This is a genomic window from Paracoccus alkanivorans (assembly GCF_003697785.1).
Classification (GTDB): Bacteria; Pseudomonadota; Alphaproteobacteria; order Rhodobacterales; family Rhodobacteraceae; genus Paracoccus; species Paracoccus alkanivorans.
Genome location: NZ_QOKZ01000003.1, coordinates 299,356 through 323,833 on the forward strand (window position 1 = coordinate 299,356; position 24,478 = coordinate 323,833).

General features: G+C 63.0%; 19 protein-coding genes, 1 pseudogene and 1 riboswitch. Of the genes and pseudogenes, 6 read left to right on the forward strand and 14 right to left on the reverse strand.

Annotated elements, in window-relative coordinates:
* Positions 1 to 95: 95 nt before the first annotated feature.
* A pseudogene (locus tag C9E81_RS23305) lies at positions 96 to 818 on the forward strand (cytochrome c1); the annotation flags it as partial.
* A 110-nt stretch (positions 819 to 928) separates the two neighbouring features.
* Entirely contained in the window at positions 929 to 1,810 is an 882-nt protein-coding gene (locus C9E81_RS09655; protein ID WP_122112113.1) for a ribokinase, read from the forward strand.
* A gap of 83 nt (positions 1,811 to 1,893) precedes the next feature.
* Here the strand turns inward: C9E81_RS09655 and aroC are convergent, their stop codons facing one another.
* The gene (aroC, locus tag C9E81_RS09660) at positions 1,894 to 2,994 is read right to left on the reverse strand and encodes a chorismate synthase (protein WP_122112114.1); all 1,101 of its coding nucleotides are present in this window, start codon (positions 2,992 to 2,994) and stop codon (positions 1,894 to 1,896) included.
* A complete protein-coding gene (mutS, locus tag C9E81_RS09665) occupies positions 2,991 to 5,627 on the reverse strand; it encodes a DNA mismatch repair protein MutS (protein WP_122112115.1) in 2,637 nt (878 codons plus the stop codon). Before mutS ends, aroC begins: the two co-directional genes overlap by 4 nt.
* Before the next feature lie 101 nt (positions 5,628 to 5,728).
* Positions 5,729 to 5,829: riboswitch (TPP riboswitch) on the forward strand.
* Positions 5,830 to 5,860: 31 nt separating this feature from the next.
* Here mutS and C9E81_RS09670 point away from each other — a divergent pair.
* From C9E81_RS09670 to C9E81_RS09680, 3 genes are read left to right on the forward strand one after another with little or no spacing between them, the layout of a single operon-like run.
* Complete coding sequence (locus C9E81_RS09670) at positions 5,861 to 6,844, forward strand: thiamine ABC transporter substrate-binding protein (RefSeq protein ID WP_122112116.1); 984 nt, start codon at positions 5,861 to 5,863, stop codon at positions 6,842 to 6,844.
* Between the two features lie 49 nt (positions 6,845 to 6,893).
* Positions 6,894 to 8,426, forward strand: a complete 1,533-nt coding sequence (locus C9E81_RS09675; protein WP_243698591.1) for a thiamine/thiamine pyrophosphate ABC transporter permease ThiP — start codon at positions 6,894 to 6,896, stop codon at positions 8,424 to 8,426.
* A complete protein-coding gene (locus C9E81_RS09680) occupies positions 8,419 to 9,111 on the forward strand; it encodes a thiamine ABC transporter ATP-binding protein (RefSeq protein WP_122112117.1) in 693 nt (230 codons plus the stop codon). The genes C9E81_RS09675 and C9E81_RS09680 overlap by 8 nt, the downstream gene beginning before the upstream one ends.
* A gap of 22 nt (positions 9,112 to 9,133) precedes the next feature.
* On the opposite strand, the gene C9E81_RS09685 is transcribed toward C9E81_RS09680, so the two are convergent.
* The 9 genes from C9E81_RS09685 to glpD all read right to left on the reverse strand — a co-directional run bounded on the left by C9E81_RS09685 (position 9,134) and on the right by glpD (position 19,073).
* Positions 9,134 to 9,715, reverse strand: coding sequence for a transglycosylase SLT domain-containing protein (locus C9E81_RS09685; protein WP_122112118.1), 582 nt, complete (start codon positions 9,713 to 9,715; stop codon positions 9,134 to 9,136).
* A gap of 70 nt (positions 9,716 to 9,785) precedes the next feature.
* Positions 9,786 to 11,261 (reverse strand): glycerol kinase GlpK, encoded by a 1,476-nt coding sequence (gene glpK, locus C9E81_RS09690; protein WP_122112119.1) that lies wholly within the window; start codon positions 11,259 to 11,261, stop codon positions 9,786 to 9,788.
* Positions 11,262 to 11,393: 132 nt separating this feature from the next.
* Entirely contained in the window at positions 11,394 to 13,106 is a 1,713-nt protein-coding gene (locus C9E81_RS09695) for an ABC transporter substrate-binding protein (protein WP_122112120.1), read from the reverse strand.
* 46 nt (positions 13,107 to 13,152) lie between these two features.
* Positions 13,153 to 13,416 (reverse strand): DUF2160 domain-containing protein, encoded by a 264-nt coding sequence (locus C9E81_RS09700; protein WP_341802634.1) that lies wholly within the window; start codon positions 13,414 to 13,416, stop codon positions 13,153 to 13,155.
* A 243-nt stretch (positions 13,417 to 13,659) separates the two neighbouring features.
* Positions 13,660 to 14,481, reverse strand: coding sequence for a carbohydrate ABC transporter permease (locus tag C9E81_RS09705; RefSeq protein WP_122112122.1), 822 nt, complete (start codon positions 14,479 to 14,481; stop codon positions 13,660 to 13,662).
* Complete coding sequence (locus C9E81_RS09710) at positions 14,481 to 15,347, reverse strand: carbohydrate ABC transporter permease (RefSeq protein WP_122112123.1); 867 nt, start codon at positions 15,345 to 15,347, stop codon at positions 14,481 to 14,483. The genes C9E81_RS09705 and C9E81_RS09710 overlap by 1 nt, the downstream gene beginning before the upstream one ends.
* Positions 15,347 to 16,438 carry an ABC transporter ATP-binding protein gene (locus C9E81_RS09715; protein ID WP_122112124.1) on the reverse strand — a complete coding sequence of 364 codons (1,092 nt, stop codon included), beginning with the start codon at positions 16,436 to 16,438 and terminating at the stop codon, positions 15,347 to 15,349. Before C9E81_RS09715 ends, C9E81_RS09710 begins: the two co-directional genes overlap by 1 nt.
* A 20-nt stretch (positions 16,439 to 16,458) precedes the next feature.
* Positions 16,459 to 17,526, reverse strand: a complete 1,068-nt coding sequence (locus tag C9E81_RS09720; protein ID WP_122112125.1) for an ABC transporter ATP-binding protein — start codon at positions 17,524 to 17,526, stop codon at positions 16,459 to 16,461.
* A complete protein-coding gene (glpD, locus tag C9E81_RS09725; protein WP_122112126.1) occupies positions 17,523 to 19,073 on the reverse strand; it encodes a glycerol-3-phosphate dehydrogenase in 1,551 nt (516 codons plus the stop codon). Before glpD ends, C9E81_RS09720 begins: the two co-directional genes overlap by 4 nt.
* 138 nt (positions 19,074 to 19,211) lie before the next feature.
* On the opposite strand from glpD, the gene C9E81_RS09730 reads away from it, so the two are divergent.
* Complete coding sequence (locus C9E81_RS09730) at positions 19,212 to 19,973, forward strand: DeoR/GlpR family DNA-binding transcription regulator (RefSeq protein WP_122112127.1); 762 nt, start codon at positions 19,212 to 19,214, stop codon at positions 19,971 to 19,973.
* 45 nt (positions 19,974 to 20,018) lie between these two features.
* On the opposite strand, the gene gcvP is transcribed toward C9E81_RS09730, so the two are convergent.
* The 3 genes from gcvP to gcvT all read right to left on the reverse strand — a co-directional run bounded on the left by gcvP (position 20,019) and on the right by gcvT (position 24,469).
* Positions 20,019 to 22,853, reverse strand: a complete 2,835-nt coding sequence (gene gcvP, locus C9E81_RS09735; RefSeq protein ID WP_122112128.1) for an aminomethyl-transferring glycine dehydrogenase — start codon at positions 22,851 to 22,853, stop codon at positions 20,019 to 20,021.
* 121 nt (positions 22,854 to 22,974) lie between these two features.
* A complete protein-coding gene (gene gcvH, locus C9E81_RS09740) occupies positions 22,975 to 23,331 on the reverse strand; it encodes a glycine cleavage system protein GcvH (protein WP_208021156.1) in 357 nt (118 codons plus the stop codon).
* 13 nt (positions 23,332 to 23,344) lie between these two features.
* On the reverse strand, positions 23,345 to 24,469 hold the full coding sequence (gene gcvT / locus C9E81_RS09745; RefSeq protein ID WP_122112130.1) for a glycine cleavage system aminomethyltransferase GcvT: 1,125 nt from the start codon (positions 24,467 to 24,469) through the stop codon (positions 23,345 to 23,347).
* Between the last annotated feature and the right edge of the window lie 9 nt (positions 24,470 to 24,478).

The window sequence follows — 24,478 nt, forward strand, 5'->3', positions numbered from 1 at the left end:
CGGAAGAAGCGGCCACCGAAGAGGAAGGCGGAAGCGCCGGGCATGCCGAAGGGGCGTCGGCGGAGGAAGGTCATGGCGAAGCCGAGGGCGGTGGCCATGGTGGTCATATCGAGGATATCGATTTCAGCTTCGAGGGTCCGTTCGGCAAATATGACCAGTTCCAGCTGCAGCGCGGTCTTCAGGTCTATACCGAGGTCTGCTCGGCCTGCCATGGGATGAAATTCGTTCCGATCCGCACTCTGCATGACGAAGGCGGCCCCGGCCTGCCCGAGGATCAGGTGCGCGCCTATGCCGCCAACATGACCATCATCGACGAGGAAACCCAGGAAGAGCGTCCGCGCCTGCCAACCGACCATTTCCCCACCGTCACTGGTGATGGCATGGGCCCGGATCTGTCGCTGATGGCCAAGGCGCGCGCGGGCTTCCACGGCCCTTACGGCACCGGTCTTAGCCAATTGTTCAACGGTATCGGCGGTCCGGAATATATCCACGCCATTCTCACCGGCTATACCGGTGAAGAGATGGAACAGGCCGGTACGGTTCTTTACGAGAACACCGCCTTCTCGACCGGCTATATCGGCATGCCGCCCCCTCTTTCGGATGATCTGGTCACCTATGAGGACGGCACCCCGGCCACGGTCGATCAGATGGCCCGCGACGTGTCGGCCTTCCTGATGTGGACGGCGGAACCCAAGCTGATGGACCGCAAGCAGGTCGGTCTTGTTTCGGTCCTGTTCCTGATCGTCCTGACGGCCTTGCTGTATCTTACCAACAAGCGGCTTTGGGCGCCCCACAAGGGCAAGAAGATCGACAACTGATCCTGTCTATACGCGGGAATGAACCAGGCGCGCCCCGTTGGGGCGCGTTTTCATTACTGGACAAGGCCGGATCGCATCAGTCACATACCGGAAAGAAGAAAGGCCATGTGATGGCGATATGGAATCTGGGCTCGATCAATATCGACCATGTCTACCGGATGGAGCATCTGCCACGCCCGGGTGAGACGCTTGCCGCAAGCAGCTTTTCCACCGGATTGGGTGGAAAGGGGGCAAACCAGTCCATCGCTGCCGCGCTGGCAGGCGCCGCCACGCAGCATCTTGGCGCGATGGGCAAAGGCGATGATTGGGTGATCGATCGGCTACAATCCGCGGGCGTCGGCACCGGCAATATCCTGCGGCTTGCAGATACCGCGACCGGTCACGCCATCATCCTGCTCGATTCGACCGCGGAAAACTCGATCATCATCCATCCCGGCGCGAATCGCGCGCTTAGCGTCGAAGCGCTGACCGGGGCGATGCGGGCACTGACCTCGAACGACACGCTGCTGATCCAGAACGAAACCAATTGCCAGGCCGAAGCCGCGCAAATCGCCCGCGCCGCCGGGGCAAGGGTGATCTATTCCGCTGCCCCATTCGATCTGGAGGCACTGCGCAAAGTGATGCCGCATGTCTCGATCCTTGCCATGAACGCGGGCGAGGCAGACCAGCTTTTCGCCGCGATTTCCGGGGATCCGCCCGTCGAGGGCCTGCTGATCACGCGCGGCGCCGAGGGCGTCGAGTATCGCGATCTGAAGGACGGCAAAACCTGGCATCACCCGGCATTCCCGGTCGATCCGGTGGATACGACTGGCGCAGGAGACACATTCGCGGGCTATTTCGCGGCGGCACTGGATCGCGGCGACACGATTCCCGAAGCACTTCGGCTGGCTTCGGCCGCCGCAGCACTGAAGGTAACCCGGGCCGGGGCCGGCGATGCGATCCCCTCGCTGGAAGAGGTGCTGAACTTCATTTCCGGTCAGCCGGACATATAGCACCGGCACTTTCGGAGCCCGCTTGACGTTTACGCCCCGGAGTAGCAGGGCCACTTCCCGTCACCGGCTGCCACTCAGTGCGGTCAGCCGATCTCGCCGCGAATACCCCCGGTTTGAGCCCGATCCATAAGCAGATGATCCAGGATGACGCAAGCCGCCATGGCTTCGGCAACCGGCACGGCACGGATACCCACGCAGGGATCGTGGCGGCCCTTGGTAATCAGATCGATCTCTTCACCACGCTGGTTGATCGTGCGCCGAGGCGTGGTGATGGAACTGGTCGGTTTGACCGAGAATCGCAGCACGATCTCCTGCCCGGTCGAAATCCCGCCAAGGATTCCCCCGGCATGATTGGAAAGGAACAGTGGCCCGTCATTGCCCATCCGGATCTCGTCGGCATTATTGGTGCCGGTCAGGCTCGCCGCGCCCATGCCCTCGCCGATCTCGACGCCTTTTACCGCATTGATCGACATCATCGCCGCGGCCAGATCTGTGTCCAGCTTGGCATAGACCGGCGCGCCAAGGCCGGGAGGACAGCCCTCGATCAGAATTTCGACGGCAGCACCGACGCTGTTCTGACCCTTCCGCACCCCATCGAGGTAATCCGACCACGCCGGAACCGCCGTGGCATCGGGCAGGAAGAACGGGTTATCGGGGATCGCGTTCGGATCGAAATTGCCGCGGTTCAGCCGCATCTCACCCATCTGCACCATGTAACCGGTAATTTTCAGCCCCGGCAGCAGATGGGCCAGCACCGCCTGCGCCACGCCCCCGGCCGCAACCCGCGCCGCCGTTTCCCGCGCGCTGGAGCGGCCGCCGCCGCGATAATCCCTGAGCCCGTATTTCAGGTGATAGGTGATATCGGCATGACCGGGGCGGAAACTGCTGGCGATTTCCCCGTAATCCTTTGATCTTTGATCGGTATTATCGATCATTAGCTGGATCGGGGTGCCGGTCGTGCGCCCTTCGAACAGACCCGAGAGGATGCGGACCCGATCGGCCTCCTTGCGCTGCGTGGTGTGTTTCGACGTGCCGGGGCGGCGGCGATCCAGGAATTTCTGAATGAAGCCTTCGTCCAGGGGCACTCCCGGGGGCACGCCATCCACCGTCGCGCCAAGCGCAGGACCGTGACTTTCGCCCCAGGTGGTGAACCGGAATTCACGGCCGAATGTGTTGTAGCTCATGACAAATCTCCGGTCAGGGCCTTGAGTTCATAGATCAGGTCCAGTGCATCGCGCGGTGACAGGCCGTCGGGATGCACATCCTTCAGCCGCTCGTCCAGCGGCGATTCCCTGACCTTAACAGATACCGGGGCCGGAGGCGCGGCGCGGAACAATGGCAGATCGTCGATCAATGCAGCCGGACGTGCCGCGCCTTCGCGTTCGCCGGATTCCAGCGCGTCCAGCACCTGGCGCGCGCGCTCCACGACACTGGCGGGCAACCCGGCCAGACGCGCGACCTGCACGCCATAGCTGCGATCGGCTGCGCCCTTGCGGACCTCGTGCAGGAAGATCACGTCACCTTCCCATTCACGCACCGCGACGGTGGCATTCTCGATCCCGTCGAGCTTCGCGGTCAGCGCGGTCATCTCGTGATAATGGGTGGCGAAGAGCGCACGGCAACGATTGACTTCGTGCAGATGCTCCATCACCGCCCATGCGATGGACAGCCCATCCCATGTCGCCGTCCCACGCCCGATTTCGTCAAGGATGACAAGCGCATGGTCGTCGGCCTGGTTCAGGATCGCCGCCGTCTCGACCATCTCGACCATGAAGGTCGAGCGCCCCCGGGCCAGATCGTCGGCGGCACCCACCCTGCTGAACAACTGGCTGACCATGCCGATATGGGCCCGCCGGGCGGGCACGAAGCTGCCTGCCTGCGCCAGCACCGCGATCAGCGCGTTCTGCCGCAGAAAGGTCGATTTCCCGGCCATGTTCGGTCCGGTCAGCAACCAGATCGCCGGAGTATCGCCCTCGGTCAGCGCGCAGTCATTGGCGACGAAACTTTCCGATTTCCGTTTCAGCGCCCGCTCGACAACCGGGTGCCGCCCGCCTTCGACCACGAAGGCGCGGCTGTCATCGACACGGGGACGGGTCCAACCCTCGCTCATCGCGATATCAGCGAATGCACCGGCAAGGTCGATCTCGGCCAGCGCACGGGCGGCCTGTCCGATCTGCGCCGCCCGGTCCAGCACGGCAGAGCGCAGGCGGGCGAAGATCTCGCGTTCGATCTCCAGCGCGCGGTCGCGGGCGTTGAGGATGCGGGTTTCCAGTTCCGACAACTCGACGGTGGTAAAGCGGATCTGGTTCGCAGTGGTCTGGCGATGGATGAAGGTTTCCGACAAGGGCGGTTTCATCATCTTCTCGGCATGGGTCGCCGTGGTTTCGATGAAATAGCCCAGCACGTTGTTATGCTTGATCTTCAGGCTCTGAACCCCGGCCTTCGCCGCATATTCGGCCTGCATCGAGGCGATCACCCCGCGCCCCTCGTCGCGCAGCTTGCGGGTCTGGTCCAGATCCTCGTCGTAGCCGGGCGCGACAAAGCCGCCATCGCGGGCCAGCAGGGGCGGTTCGGCCACCAGCGCATCATCCAGTAGGTCGATCAATTCGTCATGGCCGATCAGGTTGCGGGCCGCATCGGACAGCACCGCTGCTGCATCCTCCGGCAAGCGTTCGGCAATCGCCGCCCCCTGTGTCAGCCCAGCCCGGATCGCCGCCAGATCGCGAGGCCCGCCCCGTTCCAGCGCCAGCCGTGACAGCGCCCGGTCAATATCGGGGACCCGCGCCAGCGCCTCGCGCAGATCGGTGGAAAGCCGGGCATCGTCGACAAGCTGCGCCACCGCGTCCTGCCGTGCATGGATCAGCGCCAGGTCACGGGACGGGGCACTGACACGACGCTCCAGCAACCGCGCACCGGCGGCAGTCACAGTGCGGTCGATGGCGGCCAGAAGCGACCCCTCGCGCCCTCCTGACAGCGCCTGTGTCAGTTCGAGGTTGCGCCTTGTCGCAGCGTCGATCTGCATCGCCCCGCCTGCCCGTTCCCGAACCGGAGGCCGTAGCAGCGGCAGCTTACCCTTCTGCGTCATCTCAAGGTAATCGACGATCGCGCCCATGGCCGACAGTTCGGCGCGGGTGAAGCTGCCAAACCCGTCCAGCGTTTCGACCCCGTAGAGCGCACAGAGCCGCCGGGCGCCCGCCGTGCTGTCGAATGCGCTGGCGTGGAGATCGGTCAGCGCCGCCCCGGCCTCGGCGGCGAGTTCATCCAGCCCGGCGCCATCCGCCGCCAGCAGTTCACGCGGTGCCAGCCGCGCCAGTTCGGGGGACAAACGCGGCAGGGGACATTCCATCACCTGGAACGCGCCGGTCGAGATATCGACCCATGCCAGGGCCGCCTCTTCCCGCACCTGTGCATAGGCGGCAAGGAAATTGTGCCGCCGTGCTTCCAGCAGCGATTCCTCGGTCAGGGTGCCCGGTGTGACCAGCCGCACGACGTCCCGGGCAACAACCGACTTGCTGCCGCGCTTCTTGGCTTCTGCCGGGTCCTCCATCTGCTCGGCGATGGCGACGCGAAAACCCTTGCGGATCAGCGTCAGCAGATAGCTTTCGGCGGCATGGACCGGCACGCCGCACATCGGGATCGGCTCTCCCTGATGGGTGCCGCGCTTGGTCAGGGCAATATCCAGCGCGGCGGCAGCCTGCACGGCATCCTCGAAGAACATCTCGTAGAAATCGCCCATGCGATAGAACAGGAGCGCGCCCGGATTCGCATCGCGGATCGCCAAGTATTGCGCCATCATCGGGGTGGGCTGATCGCTCATGCCGGTCCTTCTTATCCCTCGTGGGGCTGTTTCTAGCCGCCTGCGCACGCATTGGAAACCACGGTTTCACCTTGCGAAGTGCAGCGGGCATACTATGCTGCCCGGATACCTCGGGGGGCCTGTTCGGGCTGAGACGCGTGATCGCGGACCCGTTGAACCTGATCCGGTTGACCCCGGCGGAGGGAAGGTTTCGCTGCCCTTTCTTTCGACACCGCAAAAGAGGAGGCTCGGCGATGAAAATCCGCATGATTGCCGTGGCACTGCTGGCCGCTACCCCGGCATTTGCACAGGACAAGCCCGTGCTGACCGTCTATGCCGGCGATTACATAGCCAGCGAATGGGGGCCGGGACCCAAGATCGAGGAAGGCTTCGAGGCGTTCTGCGACTGCGACCTGGAATTCGTCACCGGCGACATCCTGCCCCGCATCCTGATGGAGGGCGAAGGCACCGATGCCGATATCGTCTTTGGCCTGAATACCGATGTGACTGCGCGCGCCCGCGCCTCGGGCCTGTTCGCGCCGCATGGGCAGGATATCTCGGATCTCTCGCTGCCGGTGGAGTGGAGCGACGAGATCTTCCTGCCCTATAACTGGGGCGAGACGGCCTTTATCTATGACGAGACACGGCTGAAGAACCCGCCCGCCAGCTTCGACGAATTGCTGGACGCGCCGGAGGATCTGAAGATCGTCATCCAGGATCCCCGCGCCTCGATTTCCGGCCTTGCCCTGCTCTTGTGGGTCAAGTCGGTCTATGGCAACAAAGCCCCGGAAGCTTGGGCCAAGCTGGCCCCCAAGGTGCTGACCGTGACCAAGGGCTGGTCGGAATCCTATGGCATGTTCACCGATGGAGAGGCGGACATGGTGCTGTCCTACACAACCTCTCCGGCCTATCACATCAAGGCCGAGGACGACATGACCAAGCATGCGGCGATCTTTCCCGAGGGGCACTACTTCATGGCCGAACTTGCCGCGCAGGTGAAATCGACCGATCAGCCGGAATTGGCGCAGGAATTCATGGACTGGATCCTGACACCGGAATTCCAGCGGACGATCCCGCTGGCCAACTGGTCGATGCCCGCCAAGCTGCCGCGGGAAGAATGGCCCGAGGTCATGCGCAACCTGCCCCGCCCCGAAAAGACCCTGTTCTACACCGAGGAAGAAGCCGAGGCATTGCGCAAGCCGGCTCTGGACGAATGGCTCCGGGCTTTCTCGCAATAGGTATGGCCTGGAACCACCCCGCCAGTGCCGCGCACGGATGTTAGTGCGAATGCAGATGATCCGGCGCGAACCCGGCGGGATTCTGGTCGCCTCACTGTTGACGTTGCTGATCCTCGGCACGCTGGCAGCGGTGGCGTGGCAGGCTCGTGGCCTGTCGGGGCTGGGAATATGGGACTGGCGGGCCGTTTGGTTCACGGTCTGGCAGGCGGTGCTGTCCGCCGCCCTGTCGGCATTGCTGGCGATCCCCGTGGCGCGCGCGCTGGCAAGACGGCGCTTTCCCGGAAGGGCGGCATTGGTCACGCTGTTGGGCGCGCCCTTCATCCTGCCGGTGATCGTGGCGATCATGGGGTTGATTTCGGTCTTTGGGCGCAATGGTGCGATCAATGACGGATTACGCCTTGTCGGTCTGCCCGAGATAAGCATCTATGGCTGGCAGGGGGTTATCCTCGCCCATGTCTTCTTCAACCTGCCGCTTTCGGTGCGGCTGATCCTGCAAGGCTGGCAGGCGATCCCGGCAGAGCGGTTCCGTTTGGCGGAAAGCCTCGGTTTCGCCCCGGCAGATATCTCCCGGCATCTGGAGCGGCCGATGCTGCGCTCGGTCCTGCCGGGGGTATGGCTGGCGGTGTTCCTGGTCTGCCTGACCTCGTTCACCGTCGCCCTCGCGCTAGGAGGCGGACCATCGGCCACCACGGTCGAACTGGCCATTTACCAAGCCTTCCGTTTCGATTTCGGCTTGGGCCGGGCGGCGATGCTGGGACTGGTGCAGATCGGGCTGAGCCTTGCGGCAATGACGCTGGCACGCTGGATCACGATCCCCGCCGCTTTCGGCACGGGATTGCAGGAATCACAAGGACCGCAAGGACCACCGGGCTGGCACAAGGGGGTGGATATGCTGGCGATCCTGTTGGCGACGGTATTCCTGCTTTGGCCGATCCTGTCCGTCACCGCTTCGGGCTTGCCGCGTATTCCCCTGCTGCCCGCCGATGTCTGGGTTGCCGCCGCGCGTTCGGTGGTAATGGCGGCCAGTTCCACGTTTCTGGCGCTGCTGCTATGCCTGACATTGGCGCTGACCATCGCGCGCGGCAATGCGCATTGGATAGAGATGGCAGGGATGCTGCCCATCGTCGCCTCGCCGCTGGTGCTGGGCACCGGGCTGTTCATTCTGCTGCGCGGATGGTTCTCGACCGACGCGATGGCGCTGCCGGTCACTGTGGCGATCAATGCCATCATGGCCCTGCCCTTCGGCCTGCGGGCGCTGATCCCCGCCGCCCGGACCCTGCACAGCGATTACGGGCGGCTCGCGGATTCGATGGAGATGCAGGGACTGGCCCGGCTGCGCTACCTGATCCTGCCGCGCCTTGCCCGCCCCCTTGGCTTTGCCGGAGGTCTGGCCGCGGCGCTGGCGATGGGAGACCTGGGCGTCATTACCCTTTTTGCAACCGACCAGCCGACCCTGCCGCTGAAGCTCTATCAGCTTATGAATTCATATCGCATGACCGACGCCTCGGCCTGCGCGGTGCTGCTGATGGCGATCAGTTTCACACTGTTCTGGCTGTTCGATCGGGGAGGCCGCCTTGCTTGAACTTTGCGACATAGCCGTCACCCTCGGCGAATTCGCCCTTGCCGCCGACCTGTCGATTCCTCCTGCCTCGCATATGGCCGTGATCGGCGCTTCCGGTTCCGGCAAGTCCACGCTTCTGTCCCTGATCGGCGGCTTTCTGGCGCCCGACCGGGGGCGGATATACTGGAACGGCAATGACATTACCGCCCTGCCCCCCGGCCGGCGCCCGGTCTCTTTCCTGTTCCAGGATCAGAACCTGTTTCCACATCTGAGTGTCGCGCAGAATGTCGGCCTCGGTTTGCGCCCGGACCTGCGGCTGAGCTCCGATCAGAGAGCCCGCCTCACCCGGGCACTGGAAGAAGTCGGCCTTGCAGGCATGGAAACGCGCCGCCCCGCCAGCCTGTCGGGCGGCCAGCAAAGCCGTGTCGCTCTGGCCCGCGTCTTGCTGCGCGCCCGTCCGCTGCTGTTGCTGGACGAGCCATTCGCGGCCCTCGGCCCTGCGCTCAAGGCCGAGATGCTGGAACTGGTGGCCCGGATCGCCGATGAAACGCAGGCAACGGTCCTGATGGTTACGCATGACCCCCAGGACGCCCGCAGCTTTGCCCCGCAGACGATCCTGATCGACAAGGGCACCGCCCACGCGCCAACCGCGACCGGGGATCTGCTCGACAATCCACCACCGGGTTTGCGCGCCTATCTGGGTTAGGCCGCTTTCGGATCAGCAGCGGTCATACCCGCCCGCAAGAAGACAACTGGGCGCGATAGGTTTCTGCCCGGCTGCCCACCTTGTTCGCAACACTCATCAGCCATGATTTCGACCGGTAGGAGCCGCGGGCAAAGCCCCCGCGCCCCTCGTGATAGGCCAGGTATTGCGAGGTCGCATCCCATTTCGAGATACCCAGCCTCTTGTAAGACCCATCCATGTACCAGCCCATGAAATCGGTCGCGTCATCGATATCGTTGCGCCGTGCCCGCCGGTTTCCGGTTTTCTGCTGATATTCCTCCCAGGTGCCGTCCAATGCCTGCGAATAGCCATAGGCGCTGCTTTGACGGCCCACGGGAATCACACCCAGCAGATATTTGTGGGGTGTCCGCGCATCGCCGATGAACTTGGATTCCTGATGTATCGTCGCCATCTGTACATGAACGGGCACGCCCCATCGCCGCTCGGCCTTTTTCATCGCGCGCAGATAGGACGGCCGCTCCGACACGATCGCGCATGCGTTGTCGAGGTTGCGCGGCGCCTTGTAGTTGCCGCCTCCGCACGAGGCGACAAGCGCGACGATCGCGAGTTTCAGAAGCCTGCTCATCACTGCCCTCTTGTCGTTTTCCCGCAATAATACGGGAAAACACGCGAAGGTGAAATCACAAAGCCGGAAGTCAGACCGAGACGACCGCCTTGACGGCACGCTGCCAAGCGGAATACCGCTGCTGGCGCAGGGTCTCATCCATTTGCGGCTCGAACCGCCGATCCAGACGCCACGCCTTGGCATATTCATGCGGGCCGGGGCACAGACCTGCGCGGAATCCCGCCAGCCATGCCGCGCCCTGAGCGGTGGTTTCGGTGTTCACCGGCCGATCCACCGGCGCGCCAAGAATATCCGCCAGGAACTGCATCGCCGGTTCGCTGGCGGTCATGCCTCCATCGACCCGCAGCACGGCATCGCCCGCCTCCGTCCAATCGGCACGCATCGCCTGCCACAGGTCGCGGGTCTGGAAACCCACGCTTTCCAGCGCGGCACGGGCGAATTCCGCCGGGCCTGTATTCCGCGTCAACCCAAAGATCGCTCCCCGCGCCTGTGGGTTCCAATGCGGCGCACCCAGCCCGGTGAAGGCGGGCACCATGATGATCTGCTGGCTGTCATCGGCGCGCTCCGACAGGGCCTGCGTCTCGCTCGCCTCGCGGATCAGCTTGAGCCCGTCGCGCAGCCATTGCACCACCGCCCCGGCGATGAAGATGCTGCCCTCCAGCGCATAGACCGGCCTGCCGTCCAACTGGTAGGCGATGGTCGTCAAGAGCCGGTTCTCGGAGGTCACCGCCTGATCTCCGGTATTCAACAGCGCGAAACAGCCGGTGCCATAAGTCGATTTCATCATGCCGGGATCGAAGCAGGCCTGCCCCACGGTCGCCGCCTGCTGATCGCCGGCCACGCCAAGAATCGGGATCTCGCGCCCGAACAGATCGGCACGGGTAACGCCGAATTCCGCCGCGCAATCGCGAACCTCGGGCAGCATGGCGCGCGGCACGCCGAACAGGCGGCACATATCCTCCGACCAGTCGCCCTTGCGGATATCGTAAAGCAGGGTCCGCGCCGCATTCGTCGCATCCGTCACATGAGATTGCCCGCCGGTCAGTTTCCAGATCAGGAAACTGTCCACCGTGCCGAAGGCCAGCTCGCCCGCCTCGGCCCGCGCCCTTGTGCCCTCGACCTGATCCAGTATCCAGGCGATCTTGGTGGCGCTGAAATAGGGATCCAGCAGCAGCCCGGTCACCGTCCGGACCGCGTCCTCGTTGCCCTCGTCCTGCAATCGCCGGCAGATATCTGCGGTCCGCCGGTCCTGCCACACGATGGCGCGATGGATCGGCTGCCCGGTCCTGCGGTCCCAGATCAGAACCGTTTCACGCTGGTTGGTGATCCCGATCGCGTCGATCCGGGGATTGCCCGCCTTCTCGATTGCCCCGCGCGCCGTTGCCGCGCTCGTTGTCCAGATATCGTCGGGGTCATGCTCGACCCAGCCCGAGCGCGGGAAATGCTGTTCGAATTCCTGCTGAGCGCTTGCCTGCACCTGCAGATCATCACTGAACACCAGCGCCCGCGAAGAGGTCGTGCCCTGATCCATCGCCAGAATGGTCATCTTTCATTCCCTTGTCTTCTTCTTTGCACAAATACCTCCGCCGGAGGCATCCGGCCGCAAAGCCGGGCAAGAGGTGTTTAGGCAAAGAAGAAGAGGGCAGCCAAGCGGCCGCCCCCCCTCCTGCCCGATCACCTATTCCTGCCAGCTTTTTACCAGCTCGTCATAGCTGATCGTTTCCGGCTGCGGCTTCTCGTTTTCCAGCATCAGTTGCGGGGCGATGGTGCCATTCTCCCTGGCGAAGTTGTTCCACCATTCCAGGTCATGCTCCTCGGCCATTTGCGGACCGATATCGCCCTGAATGCCGGCACGTTCCAGTCGCTCCAACACTTTCTCCTGCTCGGCACAGAGGCTGTCCATCGCCTCCTGCGCGGTCTTGGCACCCGAGGCGGCATCGCCGATGGCCTGCCACCAAAGCTGCGCCAGCTTGGGATAATCGGGAACGTTGGTGCCGGTGGGCGACCAGTTCAGGCGGGCGGGCGAGCGATAGAACTCGACCAGACCGCCCAGTTCCGGGGCACGCTCGGTAAAGCTTTCATGCTGGATCGAGGACTCGCGGATGAAGGTCAGCCCGACATGGCTTTTCTTGACGTCCACCGTCTTGGAGGTCACGAATTGCGCGTAGAGCCATGCCGCCTTGGCGCGATCATCCGGGGTGGATTTCAGCAGCGTCCAGGATCCCGCGTCCTGATAGCCCAGCTTCATCCCCTCCTGCCAATAGGCGCCGTGGGGCGAAGGCGCCATGCGCCATTTCGGCGTGCCGTCCTCGTTCACGACCGGCAGCCCCTCCTTGACCATGTCGGCGGTGAAGGCGGTGTACCAGAACATCTGCTGCGCGATCTCGCCCTGCGCGGGAACCGGGCCGGATTCGCTGAAGGTCATGCCCTGAGCCGCCGGAGGAGCATATTTCTCCATCCAGTCGAGGTATTTCTGGATCGCATAGACCGAGGCCGGACCGTTCGTATCCCCACCCCGCGCCACGCAAGAACCGACCGGGCGGCTGTTCTCGTCCACCCGGATGCCCCATTCGTCGACCGGCACGCCGTTCGGGATGCCCTTGTCGCCATTCCCTGCCATCGACAGCCAGGCATCGGTGAAGCGCCAGCCGAGCGAGGGGTCCTTCTTGCCGTAATCCATATGACCGAAGACCTTCTTGCCGTCGATTTCGCGGCCGGTGAAGAATTCGGCGATATCCTCATAGGCCGACCAGTTCACCGGCACGCCCAGGTCATAGCCGTATTCCTTCTTGAACTCGGCCTGGATCTCGGGGTCGTTGAACCAGTCATAGCGGAACCAGTAGAGATTGGCGAATTGCTGATCGGGAAGCTGGTAGAGATTCCCATCCGGCGCGGTGGTAAAGGATTTGCCGATGAAGTCATCGATATCCAGTCCCGGATTGGTGACGTCCTTACCCTCATTCGCCATCCAGTCGGTCAGGTTGCGCGCCTGCTGATAGCGCCAATGCGTCCCGATCAGGTCACTGTCATTGACATAGGCATCGTAGATATTCTCGCCCGACTGCATCTGGGTCTGCAGTTTCTCGACGACATCGCCCTCGCCGATCAGGTCATGGGTGATCTTGATGCCGGTGATCTCGCTGAAAGCCGGGGCGAGCACCTTGGCCTCGTATTCATGCGTGGTGATAGTCTCTGACACCACGTTGATCTCCATGCCCTTGAAGGGCTCGGCAGCGTCGATGAACCACTGCATCTCGGCCTCCTGCTCTTCACGGGTCAGGACCGAGTTGTCGATTTCGGCATCGAGAAAGGCTTTCGCCTCTTCCATGCCCGCCTGCGCGGCCGTTGCCATCAGCGCAAGTGCCATGGCGGTGGTCAATTGTAGTCTCATGGTTTCCCTCCCATATTATTGCCGGATCATGATTGCCCGGCGGTCATCACACCCAACGGAACACCGCCGAGGCGTATATCAAGGCGACAGCTACCCCGCCCCAAAGAGGCATCCCCATCACGCCAAGCCAGATCAGGCAGATGAAAGCCGACCCCAGCAGGCTGATGAACAACCGGTCGCCGCGCGTGGTGATGAGGCCCAGCACACCCTTGCGCGGCGTCTCGGGAAAGCGGATCGCAAGCCAGGTGAAACCGATCAGCAACCCCGCGATGACGGCAAAGAACAATGCGGTCGGCAGGGTCCAGGCCATCCAGCCGCCGGGATTGAGACTGCCGGTCCAGTCCTTCGCCTCGTCGCGTATCGGAACCTGCGTGATCAGCCAGAGGATGACGGCAAGCCAGACCAGGCCGGCGATGCCGAAGCCGAGATTGAGCGAACGGTGCATCATGTCACCCTTTCGATTGCGTCCCGCGGCCACCGGGGGCTGCTTGCCCCCGGACCCCCAGGGATATATCCATGAAGAAGAAGCGCATTCATGTCGCCAGCCATGGCTTTACACCCTCCCCAGGGCGAAGCCCTTGGCGATGTAGTTGCGCACGAACCAGATCACCAATGCGCCAGGAATGATCGTCAGCATCCCCGCCGCTGCCAGCACGCCCCAATCAAGCCCTGATGCCGACACCGTTCGAGTCATCGTCGCCGCGATCGGCTTGGCATTGACCGAGGTCAGGGTGCGGCTGAGTAACAGCTCTACCCATGAGAACATGAAGCAGAAGAACGCCGCCACACCAATGCCGCTTGCGATAAGCGGCATGAAGATCTTCACGAAGAAGCGCGGAAAGGAATAGCCGTCGATATAGGCGGTCTCGTCGATCTCGCGCGGGACGCCGGACATGAAGCCTTCAAGGATCCATACGGCCAGCGGAACGTTGAACAGGCAATGCGCCAGGGCCACCGCGATATGCGTGTCGAACAGCCCGATCGAGGAATAAAGCTGAAAGAACGGCAGGGCAAAGACCGCCGCGGGCGCCATGCGGTTGGTCAGCAGCCAGAAGAACAGATGCTTGTCACCCATGAAGCGATAGCGGCTGAAGGCATAGGCGGCGGGCAAGGCCACGGTAATCGATATCACCGTGTTCATGACCACATAGATCAGGCTGTTGACATAGCCCATATACCAGCTTGGATCAGTCAGAATCGTGCGGTAGTTCGCCAGCGTGGGATTTTTCGGCCAGAGACTGAAGGTGCCGAGGATCTCGGCGTTCGTCTTGAGGCTCATGTTCAGCAGCCAGTAGATCGGCAGCATCAGGAACAGCAGGTAAAGCACCATCACCAGCGCGGCGCCACGGCCCTTGGATTCGGCTACGGCAGCCATCAGCTATCCTCCTTTTCCCTGGTCATGACCGTGTAGAACACGAAGGAAATCAGCAGGATCACAAGGAAATAGATCAGGCTGAACGCCGCCGCCGGACCAAGGTCGAACTGCCCCACCGCCATCTTGACCAGGTCGATCGACAGGAAAGTGGTGGCATTGCCCGGCCCGCCCCCGGTAACGACAAAGGGTTCGGTATAGATCATGAAGCTGTCCATGAAGCGCAGAAGCACCGCGATCAGCAGCACGCCCTGCATCTTGGGCAGCTCGATATAGCGGAACACCTTCCAGCGGCTGGCCTGATCGATCCTTGCTGCCTGGTAATAGGCGTCTGGAATGGATTGCAGCCCGGCATAGCACAAAAGCGCGACAAGCGATGTCCAATGCCAGACATCCATGACCACCACGGTGATCCACGCATCAATGGCGTCGTTCACGTAGTTGTAGCTGATGCCCAGCTTTCTCAGGGTGAAACCCAGAAGGCCGATATCGACGCGGCCGAATACCTGCCAGATCGTGCCGACGACGTTCCACGGGATCAGCAAGGGCAACGCCATGAGAACCAGGCAAAAGGACGCCCAGATCCCTTTTTTCGGCATGTTCAGCGCAACGAAGATGCCGAGCGGAATCTCGATGGCCAGGATGATCGCCGAGAACAGGATCTGCCGGCCCAGGGCGGCACGGATGCGGTCGGAATGGATCACTTCCTCGAACCAGTCGAGACCGGCCCAGAAGAACTGGTTGCCGCCGAACGTGTCCTGCACCGAATAGTTGACGACTGTCATCAGCGGCAGAATCGCCGAAAAAGCAACCAGCAGCAGTACCGGCAGCACCAGAAGCCATGCGCGGTTATTGACGGGTTTATCCATTACGCGGCCCTTTCCTGCCTGGCCGGATTAACCCGCCAATCGTCGAGATAGACATGCGCATGGGCGGGATCGGGGATCACCCGGTTCGCATCAGCCGGGATCGGCTGATCCTCGGGGACAATGACGTTCACATCCGCCTGACCCACGCGTCCGCGGATGATACGATGATGGCCGACATCCTCGATCCGGCGGATTGTATAGGGCAGCCCTTCCTGCCCGGTGCCAAGGCTCAGGAATTCCGGCCGGATGCCAAGCTGCGTCCTGCCCCGCATCGCCCCGTAACCATATGGCAACGGCACCTGCGCCCCTTCGATATGGGCGATGGCGCCCTCGATCCGGGCATCCATCAGGTTCATGCCGGGCGAGCCGATGAAATAGCCGACGAATGTATGCTCCGGCGCGTCGAACAATGCCTGGGGCGTGCCTGCCTGCACCACGCGTCCGTCATACATCACGACGACCTGGTCGGCGAAGGTCAGCGCCTCGGTCTGGTCATGGGTGACATAGATCATCGTATGCCCGAAACGGCGGTGCAGTTCCTTGAGCTGCGTGCGAAGTTCCCATTTCATATGCGGGTCGATCACGGTCAGCGGCTCGTCGAACAGGATTGCGTTGACGTCCTGCCGGACCATGCCGCGGCCAAGGCTGATCTTCTGCTTGGCATCGGCGGTCAGCCCGCGGGCACGGCGGTCCAGCGCGTCCCGCATCCCGATCATCTCGGCAATCTCGGCCACGCGGGCGGCAATCCGATCGGCGGGTAGACCGCGATTCTTCAGCGGAAACGCCAGATTCTCGCGAACGCTCATCGTGTCGTAGACCACCGGGAACTGGAACACCTGCGCGATGTTGCGCTCCATCGTCGACAGACCGGTCATATCGCGATCCCCGAACAGCACGCGGCCCTTCGATGGCAGCAACAATCCCGAGATGATGTTCAGGAGCGTCGATTTTCCGCAACCCGAGGAACCCAGCAGCGCATAGGCGCCGCCATCCTCCCATGTCAGGGTCATCGGCTTCAGCGCCCAGTCCTCGTCTTTCGACGGGGCGGGAAGATAGCTGTGAGACAGGTTTTCCAGCGTTATTCGTGCCATCTCTCTCCTCCCTCGGTGGTTTATGCAGCGGCGGCATAGGGCGCGGCGCGGGCCAGTTCACCCCCCGGCGTGAACAGGTAGATATGCGCCGGATCCAGCCAGACCGTCAGTTCCTGCCCCAATTCCCGGCGCTGCACGCCATCTATCAGCCCGACCCATTTGTCCGGTCCATGGCGCAGATGCAGGAAGGTTTGCGCACCGGTGATCTCGACCGATTCCAGAACAGCGTTCAGGGGCAATGCGCCGGAGACCTGTTCCAGAGACAGATGCGCCGCACGGAATCCGGCCATGTATTCGCCATCGGACAAATCCGCCTGCCACGAAGCCTGACCTATCGCGGCCTGCCCGTCCGACAGCCGCACCGTGGAAAAATTCATCGGCGGATCGCTGAATATCCGCGCCGTCACCGCGTCCTGCGGCGCACGGTAAACCTGCGGGGTCGGGCCGTATTGCGTTACCCGCCCTTCCCACAGGGTCGCGGTGTTTCCGCCCAGCAATAATGCCTCTTCGGGCTCGGTCGTCGCGTAGACGAATATCGCCCCGGATTCCTCGAAGATGCGCGGGATCTCGACCCGCAATTCCTCGCGCAGCTTGTAGTCCAGATTGGCCAGCGGCTCGTCCAGCAGCACCAGCCCTGCCCCCTTGACCAGTGCCCGTGCGAGGGCACAGCGCTGTTGCTGCCCGCCCGACAATTCCAGCGGACGACGCTCCAGCATCGGGGTCAGGCGCATCATCTCGGCCGTTTCGCGCACCCGCCGGTCGATTTCGTTCCGTGCCATGCCCATCAGCCGCAACGGGGACGCGATATTGTCGTAAACGTTCATCGAGGGATAATTGATGAACTGCTGGTAGACCATCGCGACCTTGCGGTCCTGCACCCGTTGGCCGGTTACATCCTTGCCGTTCCAGAACAACCGCCCGCCGGTCGGACGTTCCAGCCCGGCCATCAGCCGCATCAGCGTGGTCTTGCCCGCCAGGGTCGGCCCCAGAAGCACGTTCATGCTGCCGGGCTGCATCGCCAGATCGGTTGGATGGATATGCACCCTGCCGCCGACGGACTTGGCGACACCGCGAAGTTCCAGCGTCATGCGGCAGCCCTCACTTTCATCATCCATTCCTCCAGTGCCGCAACCTGCCGCGCATCCATCCGCAGACCCAGCTTGCTGCGGCGCCAGACGACATCCTCGGCATGGCGGGCGAATTCATGATCCATCAGCCAGCGAACCTCTGCTTCGGTCAGTGTAGCACCAAAATCGCGGCCAAGCGCAGTCGTCCCCCCCGCCTCGCCAAGTATCAGGCGCGCGTCATTGCCATAGGCGCGGACCAGCCGCGTAGCCCAACGCTCTGACAGAAAAGGATAATCCGTATGTAAACCGGCAATCATCCCCGGCACGGCATCGACCGGGAAATCGCCGCCGGGCAAAGGCACCCCCGCCGTCCATGCCGCCCCGGCCCGCGGGAAATGCGGCGCCAGCTTTTCCATCGCGTGCTCGGCCAGCCGCCGGTAAGTGGTGATCTTGCCTCCAAAGACGTTCAGGCAAGGGGCGCCCGCCTCATCTATCGACAGCACGTAATCGCGCGTTGCCGCCGTAGCGGATTTCGCGCCATCGTCGTAAAGCGGGCGCACACCCGAATAGGTCCAGACGATCTGGTCCCGTGTCACGGGAGCCTTGAAATACTGCGACGCGAAATCGCACAGGTATTGCTGCTCTTCCGGGGTGCATTCGGCCTCAAGGGGACTGCCCTCGTGGTCGCGGTCAGTCGTTCCTATAAGGGTGAAATCGTCCTGGTAGGGAATCGCGAAGATGATCCGCCCATCGGCTCCCTGGAAGAAATAGGCCTTGCCGTGATCATACAGCTGCGGCACCACGATATGGCTGCCCCGCACGAGCCGCACGGATTCCGTCGACGGCAGATGCGCCACATCCCGGATGACATGCCCGACCCATGGCCCGCCGGCATTCACCAGAGCGCGGGCACGGAACGCCCGCCCATCCTCCAGCTTGATGCGCCAGAGCCCGGCCTCGCGTGCCGCCTCCACCACTTTTGCGCCCAGCAATATATCGGCACCGCGCTGTGCCGCGTCTCGCGCGTTCAGCGCCACCAGCCGGGCGTCATCGACCCAACAATCGCTGTATTCATAAGCCTTCGACAGCCGGTCCTGTAGCGGTGCGCCCTCTGGCGTGTCGGTCAACGTCAGGCTGCGCGTGCCGGGCAATATCCTTCGCCCGCCAAGATTGTCGTAAAGAAACAGCCCCGCCCGGATCAGGAAGTTCGGCCTGTGCCCCCTGCTCCACGGCATCAGCCAGCCCAGTAACCTGGATACCGGCGTATGCGATTCGAACGTCATATGCGGATCCAGCGGCAGGACAAAGCGCATCGGCCGGCTGATATGCGGCATGGCGCGCAACAGCACCTCGCGCTCCTTCAGCGCCTCGCGAACCAGCCGGATCTCGAGATATTCCAGATAGCGTAACCCGCCATGGAAAAGCTTGGTCGACTTGGAGCTTGTCGCCTGCGCCAGATCGCCCATCTCGGCCAGCCGGACCGACAGCCCGCGACCGGCGGCATCCCGCGCGATGCCGCAGCCGTTAATTCCACCGCCAATGATGAACAGGTCGGTTGTGTCCGACATTGCCCTCTCCCAAACTGGCGATATCCGATCACGCGGCCGTGCGTTCTGTCAACGATAATTTTCGTGGATTTGCGTTTTTATTCGAATTGACAAAAAGCGCGCATGGCGTTTCCGTGTGTTCAGCAAGGGAGGGATGCGATGGCGCTGAATATCCGCCAGATGGAAATTCTGGATCTGGCCCGCTTGACGGGTCGCGTCGGCGTCGAGGAACTCGCCGAACGATTCGAGGTCACGTTGCAGACCATCCGCCGCGACCTGGGCGAACTGGCCGACCAGGGGATGCTGGACCGCGTCCATGGCGGCGCGGTGATGCGTAGCGGCGTCAGCAATATCGGCTATGAGGAACGCCGCCGCATGAACGAGGATGCCAAGGCCGCGATCGCCCGCGCCTGCGCGGCGGAAATCCCCGACAACTGCTCGATCATCATCAACCTTGGCACCACGACAGAGGCAGTCGCGCGCGAGCTTTTGCATCATCGCAACCTGACCGTGATCACCAACAACATGAATGTCGCCAATATCCTCGTCGCCAATGAAAGCTGCGACATCATGGTCGCGGGCGGCGCGTTGCGCCGTTCGGATGGCGGCCTGGTGGGCGATCTGACGACCGAATTCATGGCCCAGTTCAAGCCCGATTACGCGATCATCGGCTCGTCCGCGCTGGATGCCGATGGCGACCTGCTGGATTTCGACATGGCCGAGGTAAGGGTCAGCCGCGCCATCGCCGGACTGGCCCGCAAAAGCTTTCTGGTCACCGATATCAGCAAGCTGGACCGTTCTGCCCCTGTCCGCATCATCTCCATGGCCGAGCTGGACACGGTCTTTGTGGATCGCCCCCTGCCCGGCCCGCTGACGCAGAAATGCCGCGAATGGGAAACCCGGGTGATCGTGGCCGAGTGACCGGCACGCGGATTCGCAGCCGGGGGCATTACCCCCGAAGCATTTTCATTCTGCCGCGTAGCTCTCCAGCGGCGGGCAGGTGCAGACGAGGTTCCGGTCGCCAAAGACATTGTCCACCCGCCCGACCGGAGGCCAATACTTGTCCACCCGGAACGCTCCCGGAGGGAAGCATCCCTGCTCTCGGCCATAGGGTCTGTCCCATTCGGCGACGAGGTCCTCGACCGTATGGGGAGCAAAGCGCAGCGGGCTCGATTCGATCGCGATACGTCCGTCGGCCACCTCGGTGATTTCGTCCCTGATCGCCAGCATGGCGGTGATGAAACGGTCGATTTCGGCCTTGGTCTCGCTTTCGGTCGGTTCGACCATCAGCGTTCCCGCCACCGGCCAGCTCATTGTCGGAGCGTGGAAACCATTGTCAATCAGCCGCTTGGCAATATCGTCCACGGTCACGCCATGCTCGGCAAAGGGACGGGTATCGAGAATGCATTCATGCGCGACCCGTCCCCGGTTGCCCATGAACAGGATCGGATAGGCCGCCGATAAGCGGCTGGCGATGTAATTCGCGTTCAGGATCGCCACCCGGGTGGCCTGTGTCAGCCCCTCACCGCCCATCATCAGACAATAAGCCCATGAAATCAGCAAGATGGAAGCGCTGCCAAAAGGTGCGGCACTGACCGCCCCCGAGGCATCCTCGCGCGGGTCGCCCGGCAGATGTGGCGCCAGATGTGCCTTGACCCCGATGGGTCCCATGCCGGGGCCGCCCCCACCATGCGGGATGGCAAAGGTCTTGTGCAAGTTCAGATGGCTGACATCACCGCCGATCTCTCCGGGCTTCACCAGACCGACCAGCGCATTCATGTTCGCCCCGTCGATATAGACCTGCCCGCCGTGATCATGGGTGATCTTGCAGACCTCGCGAACGGTATCCTCGAAGACGCCATGGGTCGAAGGATAGGTGATCATCACCGCCGCCAGCCTGTCGCCCGCCTTGGCGGCCTTGTCAGCGAAATCCTCAAGGTCGATATCGCCATTCGGCGCCGATTTCACGACCACGACCTTCATGCCGGCCATCTGGGCCGAGGCCGGGTTGGTGCCATGCGCACTGACCGGGATCAGGCAGATATCGCGCTGATCGTCGCCATTGGCGCGGTGATAGGCCTGGATGGTCAAGAGACCCGCATATTCGCCCTGCGCGCCACTATTGGGTTGCATGGAAAACGCGTCATAGCCGGTGATCTGGCACAGTTTCTCATCAAGATCGGCGATGGCCTCGGTATAGCCTGCCGCCTGGTGGCGCGGCGCGAAAGGATGCAGCGCGCCGAATTCCGGCCATGTGATCGGCATCATCTCTGCCGCCGCGTTCAGCTTCATCGTGCAGGAGCCAAGCGGGATCATCGCCCGGTCCAGCGCCAGATCCCGGTCCGAAAGGCGCCGCATATAGCGCATCATCTCGGATTCGGCGCGGTTCATGTGAAAGACCGGATGGGTCAGGTAGTCGCTTTCGCGCAGCAATTCCCACGGTATCGCCGGAACGGTGGCGGATGCTGCCTCCTCCTCGATCCCGAAGGCGTCCAGCAACCGGACGATCACCCCGGCATCGGTGGTTTCATCGACCGAGATCCCGACCCGGTCGCGCCCCACCTTGCGCAGGTTGATCCCCCGCTGCTCGGCAGCCGCAAGGATCCCCGCCTGCCCCACTCCGACCCGCACCGTGACCGTGTCAAAGAAGGCGTCGGGCCGGATCTCGGCCCCGGCGGCACGCAGGGCATTCGCCACTGTCACCGCGTTCAGATGAACCCGCTGCGCGATCGCCCGCAGCCCCTCCGGCCCGTGGAACACCGCGTAGAAGGACGCCATCACCGCCAGCAATGCCTGCGCCGTGCAGACGTTCGAAGTGGCTTTTTCGCGCCGGATATGCTGCTCGCGCGTCTGCAGCGACAGCCGGTAAGCCTTGTTGCCCGACGCATCGACCGAGACGCCCACGATCCGCCCCGGCATCGCCCGTTTCAACTCGTCCCGACAGGACATGAAGGCCGCATGCGGGCCGCCATAACCCATCGGCACGCCGAACCTTTGCGCGGATCCCACGGCGATATCGGCTCCCATCGCCCCCGGCTCTTTCAGCAGGCACAGCGCCAGCAGATCCGTGGCGACGATGGCCAGCGCCCCCGCATCATGCAGGGCGGCGCATTCGGCGGTCAGGTCGCGGATCTCGCCATAAGTGCCCGGATACTGGAATATCGCGCCAAAGACCTGCGTGGGATCCAGATCCTCCTCCTTGCCGCGGATCACCCGGATTCCCAAAGGGGCCGCCCGCGTCTCGATCACGGCGATGGTCTGCGGATGCAGGTTCTCGCTGACGAAGAACCCCCCGGCCTTGGATTTCGATTGCCGTTGCGCCATGGCCATCGCCTCGGCCGCCGCCGTCGCCTCGTCCAGAAGGCTGGCGTTGGCGATGGGCAGGCCGGTCAGGTCGGCCACCATGGTCTGGAAATTCAGCAGCGCCTCCAGCCGTCCTTGCGCGATCTCGGGCTGATAGGGCGTATAGGCGGTGTACCAGGCCGGATTCTCCAGGATATTCCGCTGGATGGCCGGGGGCGTGACGGTGCCGTAATAGCCCTGCCCGATCAGGCTGGTCATGACCTTGTTCTTCGCCGCGACCCCTTCCATCCGGGCCAGCAGCGCAGCCTCGGACAAGGCGGGCCAGTCCAGCGGCTGTGCCTGCCGGATCGCCTTCGGCACGGTCTGGTCGATCAGCGCATCAAGGCTGTCGGCCCCGACGGCCTTCAGCATTTCCGCCATCTCGGCGGGCGAAGGACCGATATGGCGGCGGTTCGCGAAATCGTCAGGGTTGTAGTCGGTGGGATTCCAACGGGTCATGTGTGCCTTCAACTCCAAATCCAAACCCCGAGCCATACTATTGGCCAAGGACCATCCGGCTTCTTCTTTACAAAAATATCCCGGGGTCCGGGGGCGGCGCCCCCGGGCTTGCCCCCCAATCTTATCCGATCAGGTCGCTATAGGCGGCTTCGTCCATGAAGCCATCCAGAACACCGTCCCCGGCTGGCTTGATCCGAAAGAACCATGCCGCCATCGGATCGTCGTTCACATTACCCGGATTATCGGCAAGATCACCGTTCACCGCCGTGATCACACCCGCAACCGGAGCGGTAATGTCGGATGCTGCCTTGACAGATTCGATTACGACGATCTCTTCGCCGGCTTCGACCTCCCTGCCCTCCTCGGGCAACTCGATGAACACCACGTCACCCAGTTGCTCGCTGGCGTGCCTGGTGATGCCCACAACGATCTCGTCACCCTCGGCACGCAGCCATTCGTGGTCTTCGGTGTATTTCAGCATGGGTCGCTCCTCAGCGTTTGTAGGACGGCGTGATAAAAGGTAGCTCGGTGACTGTCACGGGCAGGTATTTACCGCGCAGTTCCGCGTAAAGGGTTGTTCCTGCGGGAATTTGCGGATCGATACGCGCCATGGCGATGGGGCCGCCCACCGAGGGGCCAAAGCCTCCGGAAGTGACCTGTGCGATTGGGTCGGCTCCGTCCTGCTGCGCGAAAATCGGCACGCCTTCGCGAATCGGGGCCCGGGTTCCGGGGCGCAGACCGCGGCGAGCGGCGGCTGGACCGTCTGCCAGCTCGGGCAGGATTCGTCCGGCACCGGGAAAGCCGCCAGCGCGCGCACCGCCCGTGCGGCGAATTTTCGGGATCGACCAGCCCAGGGCAGCCTCGGCGGGTGTTATGGTTTCATCCATGTCATGGCCGTAAAGCGGCATCCCCGCCTCCAGCCGCAAGCTGTCGCGCGCACCAAGGCCGATTGGCGCGACCTCGGGCTGGGCCAGCAGCGCCTCGGCGAAGGAAGTCAGCCGGTCCTGCGGCACCGAAATCTCGAAGCCATCCTCGCCCGTATAACCCGAACGCGAGATCCACAGTTCGGACCCTTGCCAATCCAGGCTGCGGCTATCCATAAAGCGCATCCCGGCGGTATCCGGTATCAACCGGGCCAGAACCGGGGCGGCCTCCGGCCCCTGCAATGCCAGCAAACCACGATCGGTGATCGGGCGGATATCCACGCCAGCCAGAGTCCGCAAATGCGCGATGTCCTGATCGGCGCAGGCGGCATTGACAACCAGCAGATAATGATCGCTCCGATTGGCAAACATCAGGTCATCCAGGATCCCGCCGCGATCATTCGTGAACAGGCCATAGCGTTGCCGCCCCTCGGCCAGTCCCAAAACATCGGCGGGGATCAGGCGCTCCAATGCCAGAGCGGCGGTTTCCAGCTTGTTATCTTGTGGAATAACAATAACTTGGCCCATGTGACTGACATCGAACAGCCCGGCATGGGCACGGGTATGCAGATGCTCTTGCATCACGCCCATCGGATATTGCACGGGCATTTCCCAGCCCGCGAAAGGGACCATGCGGGCACCTTTCGCCACATGCAGGTCGTAAAGCCCGGTCCGGCGCAGTTCCTCGGCCATTCGGCCTCC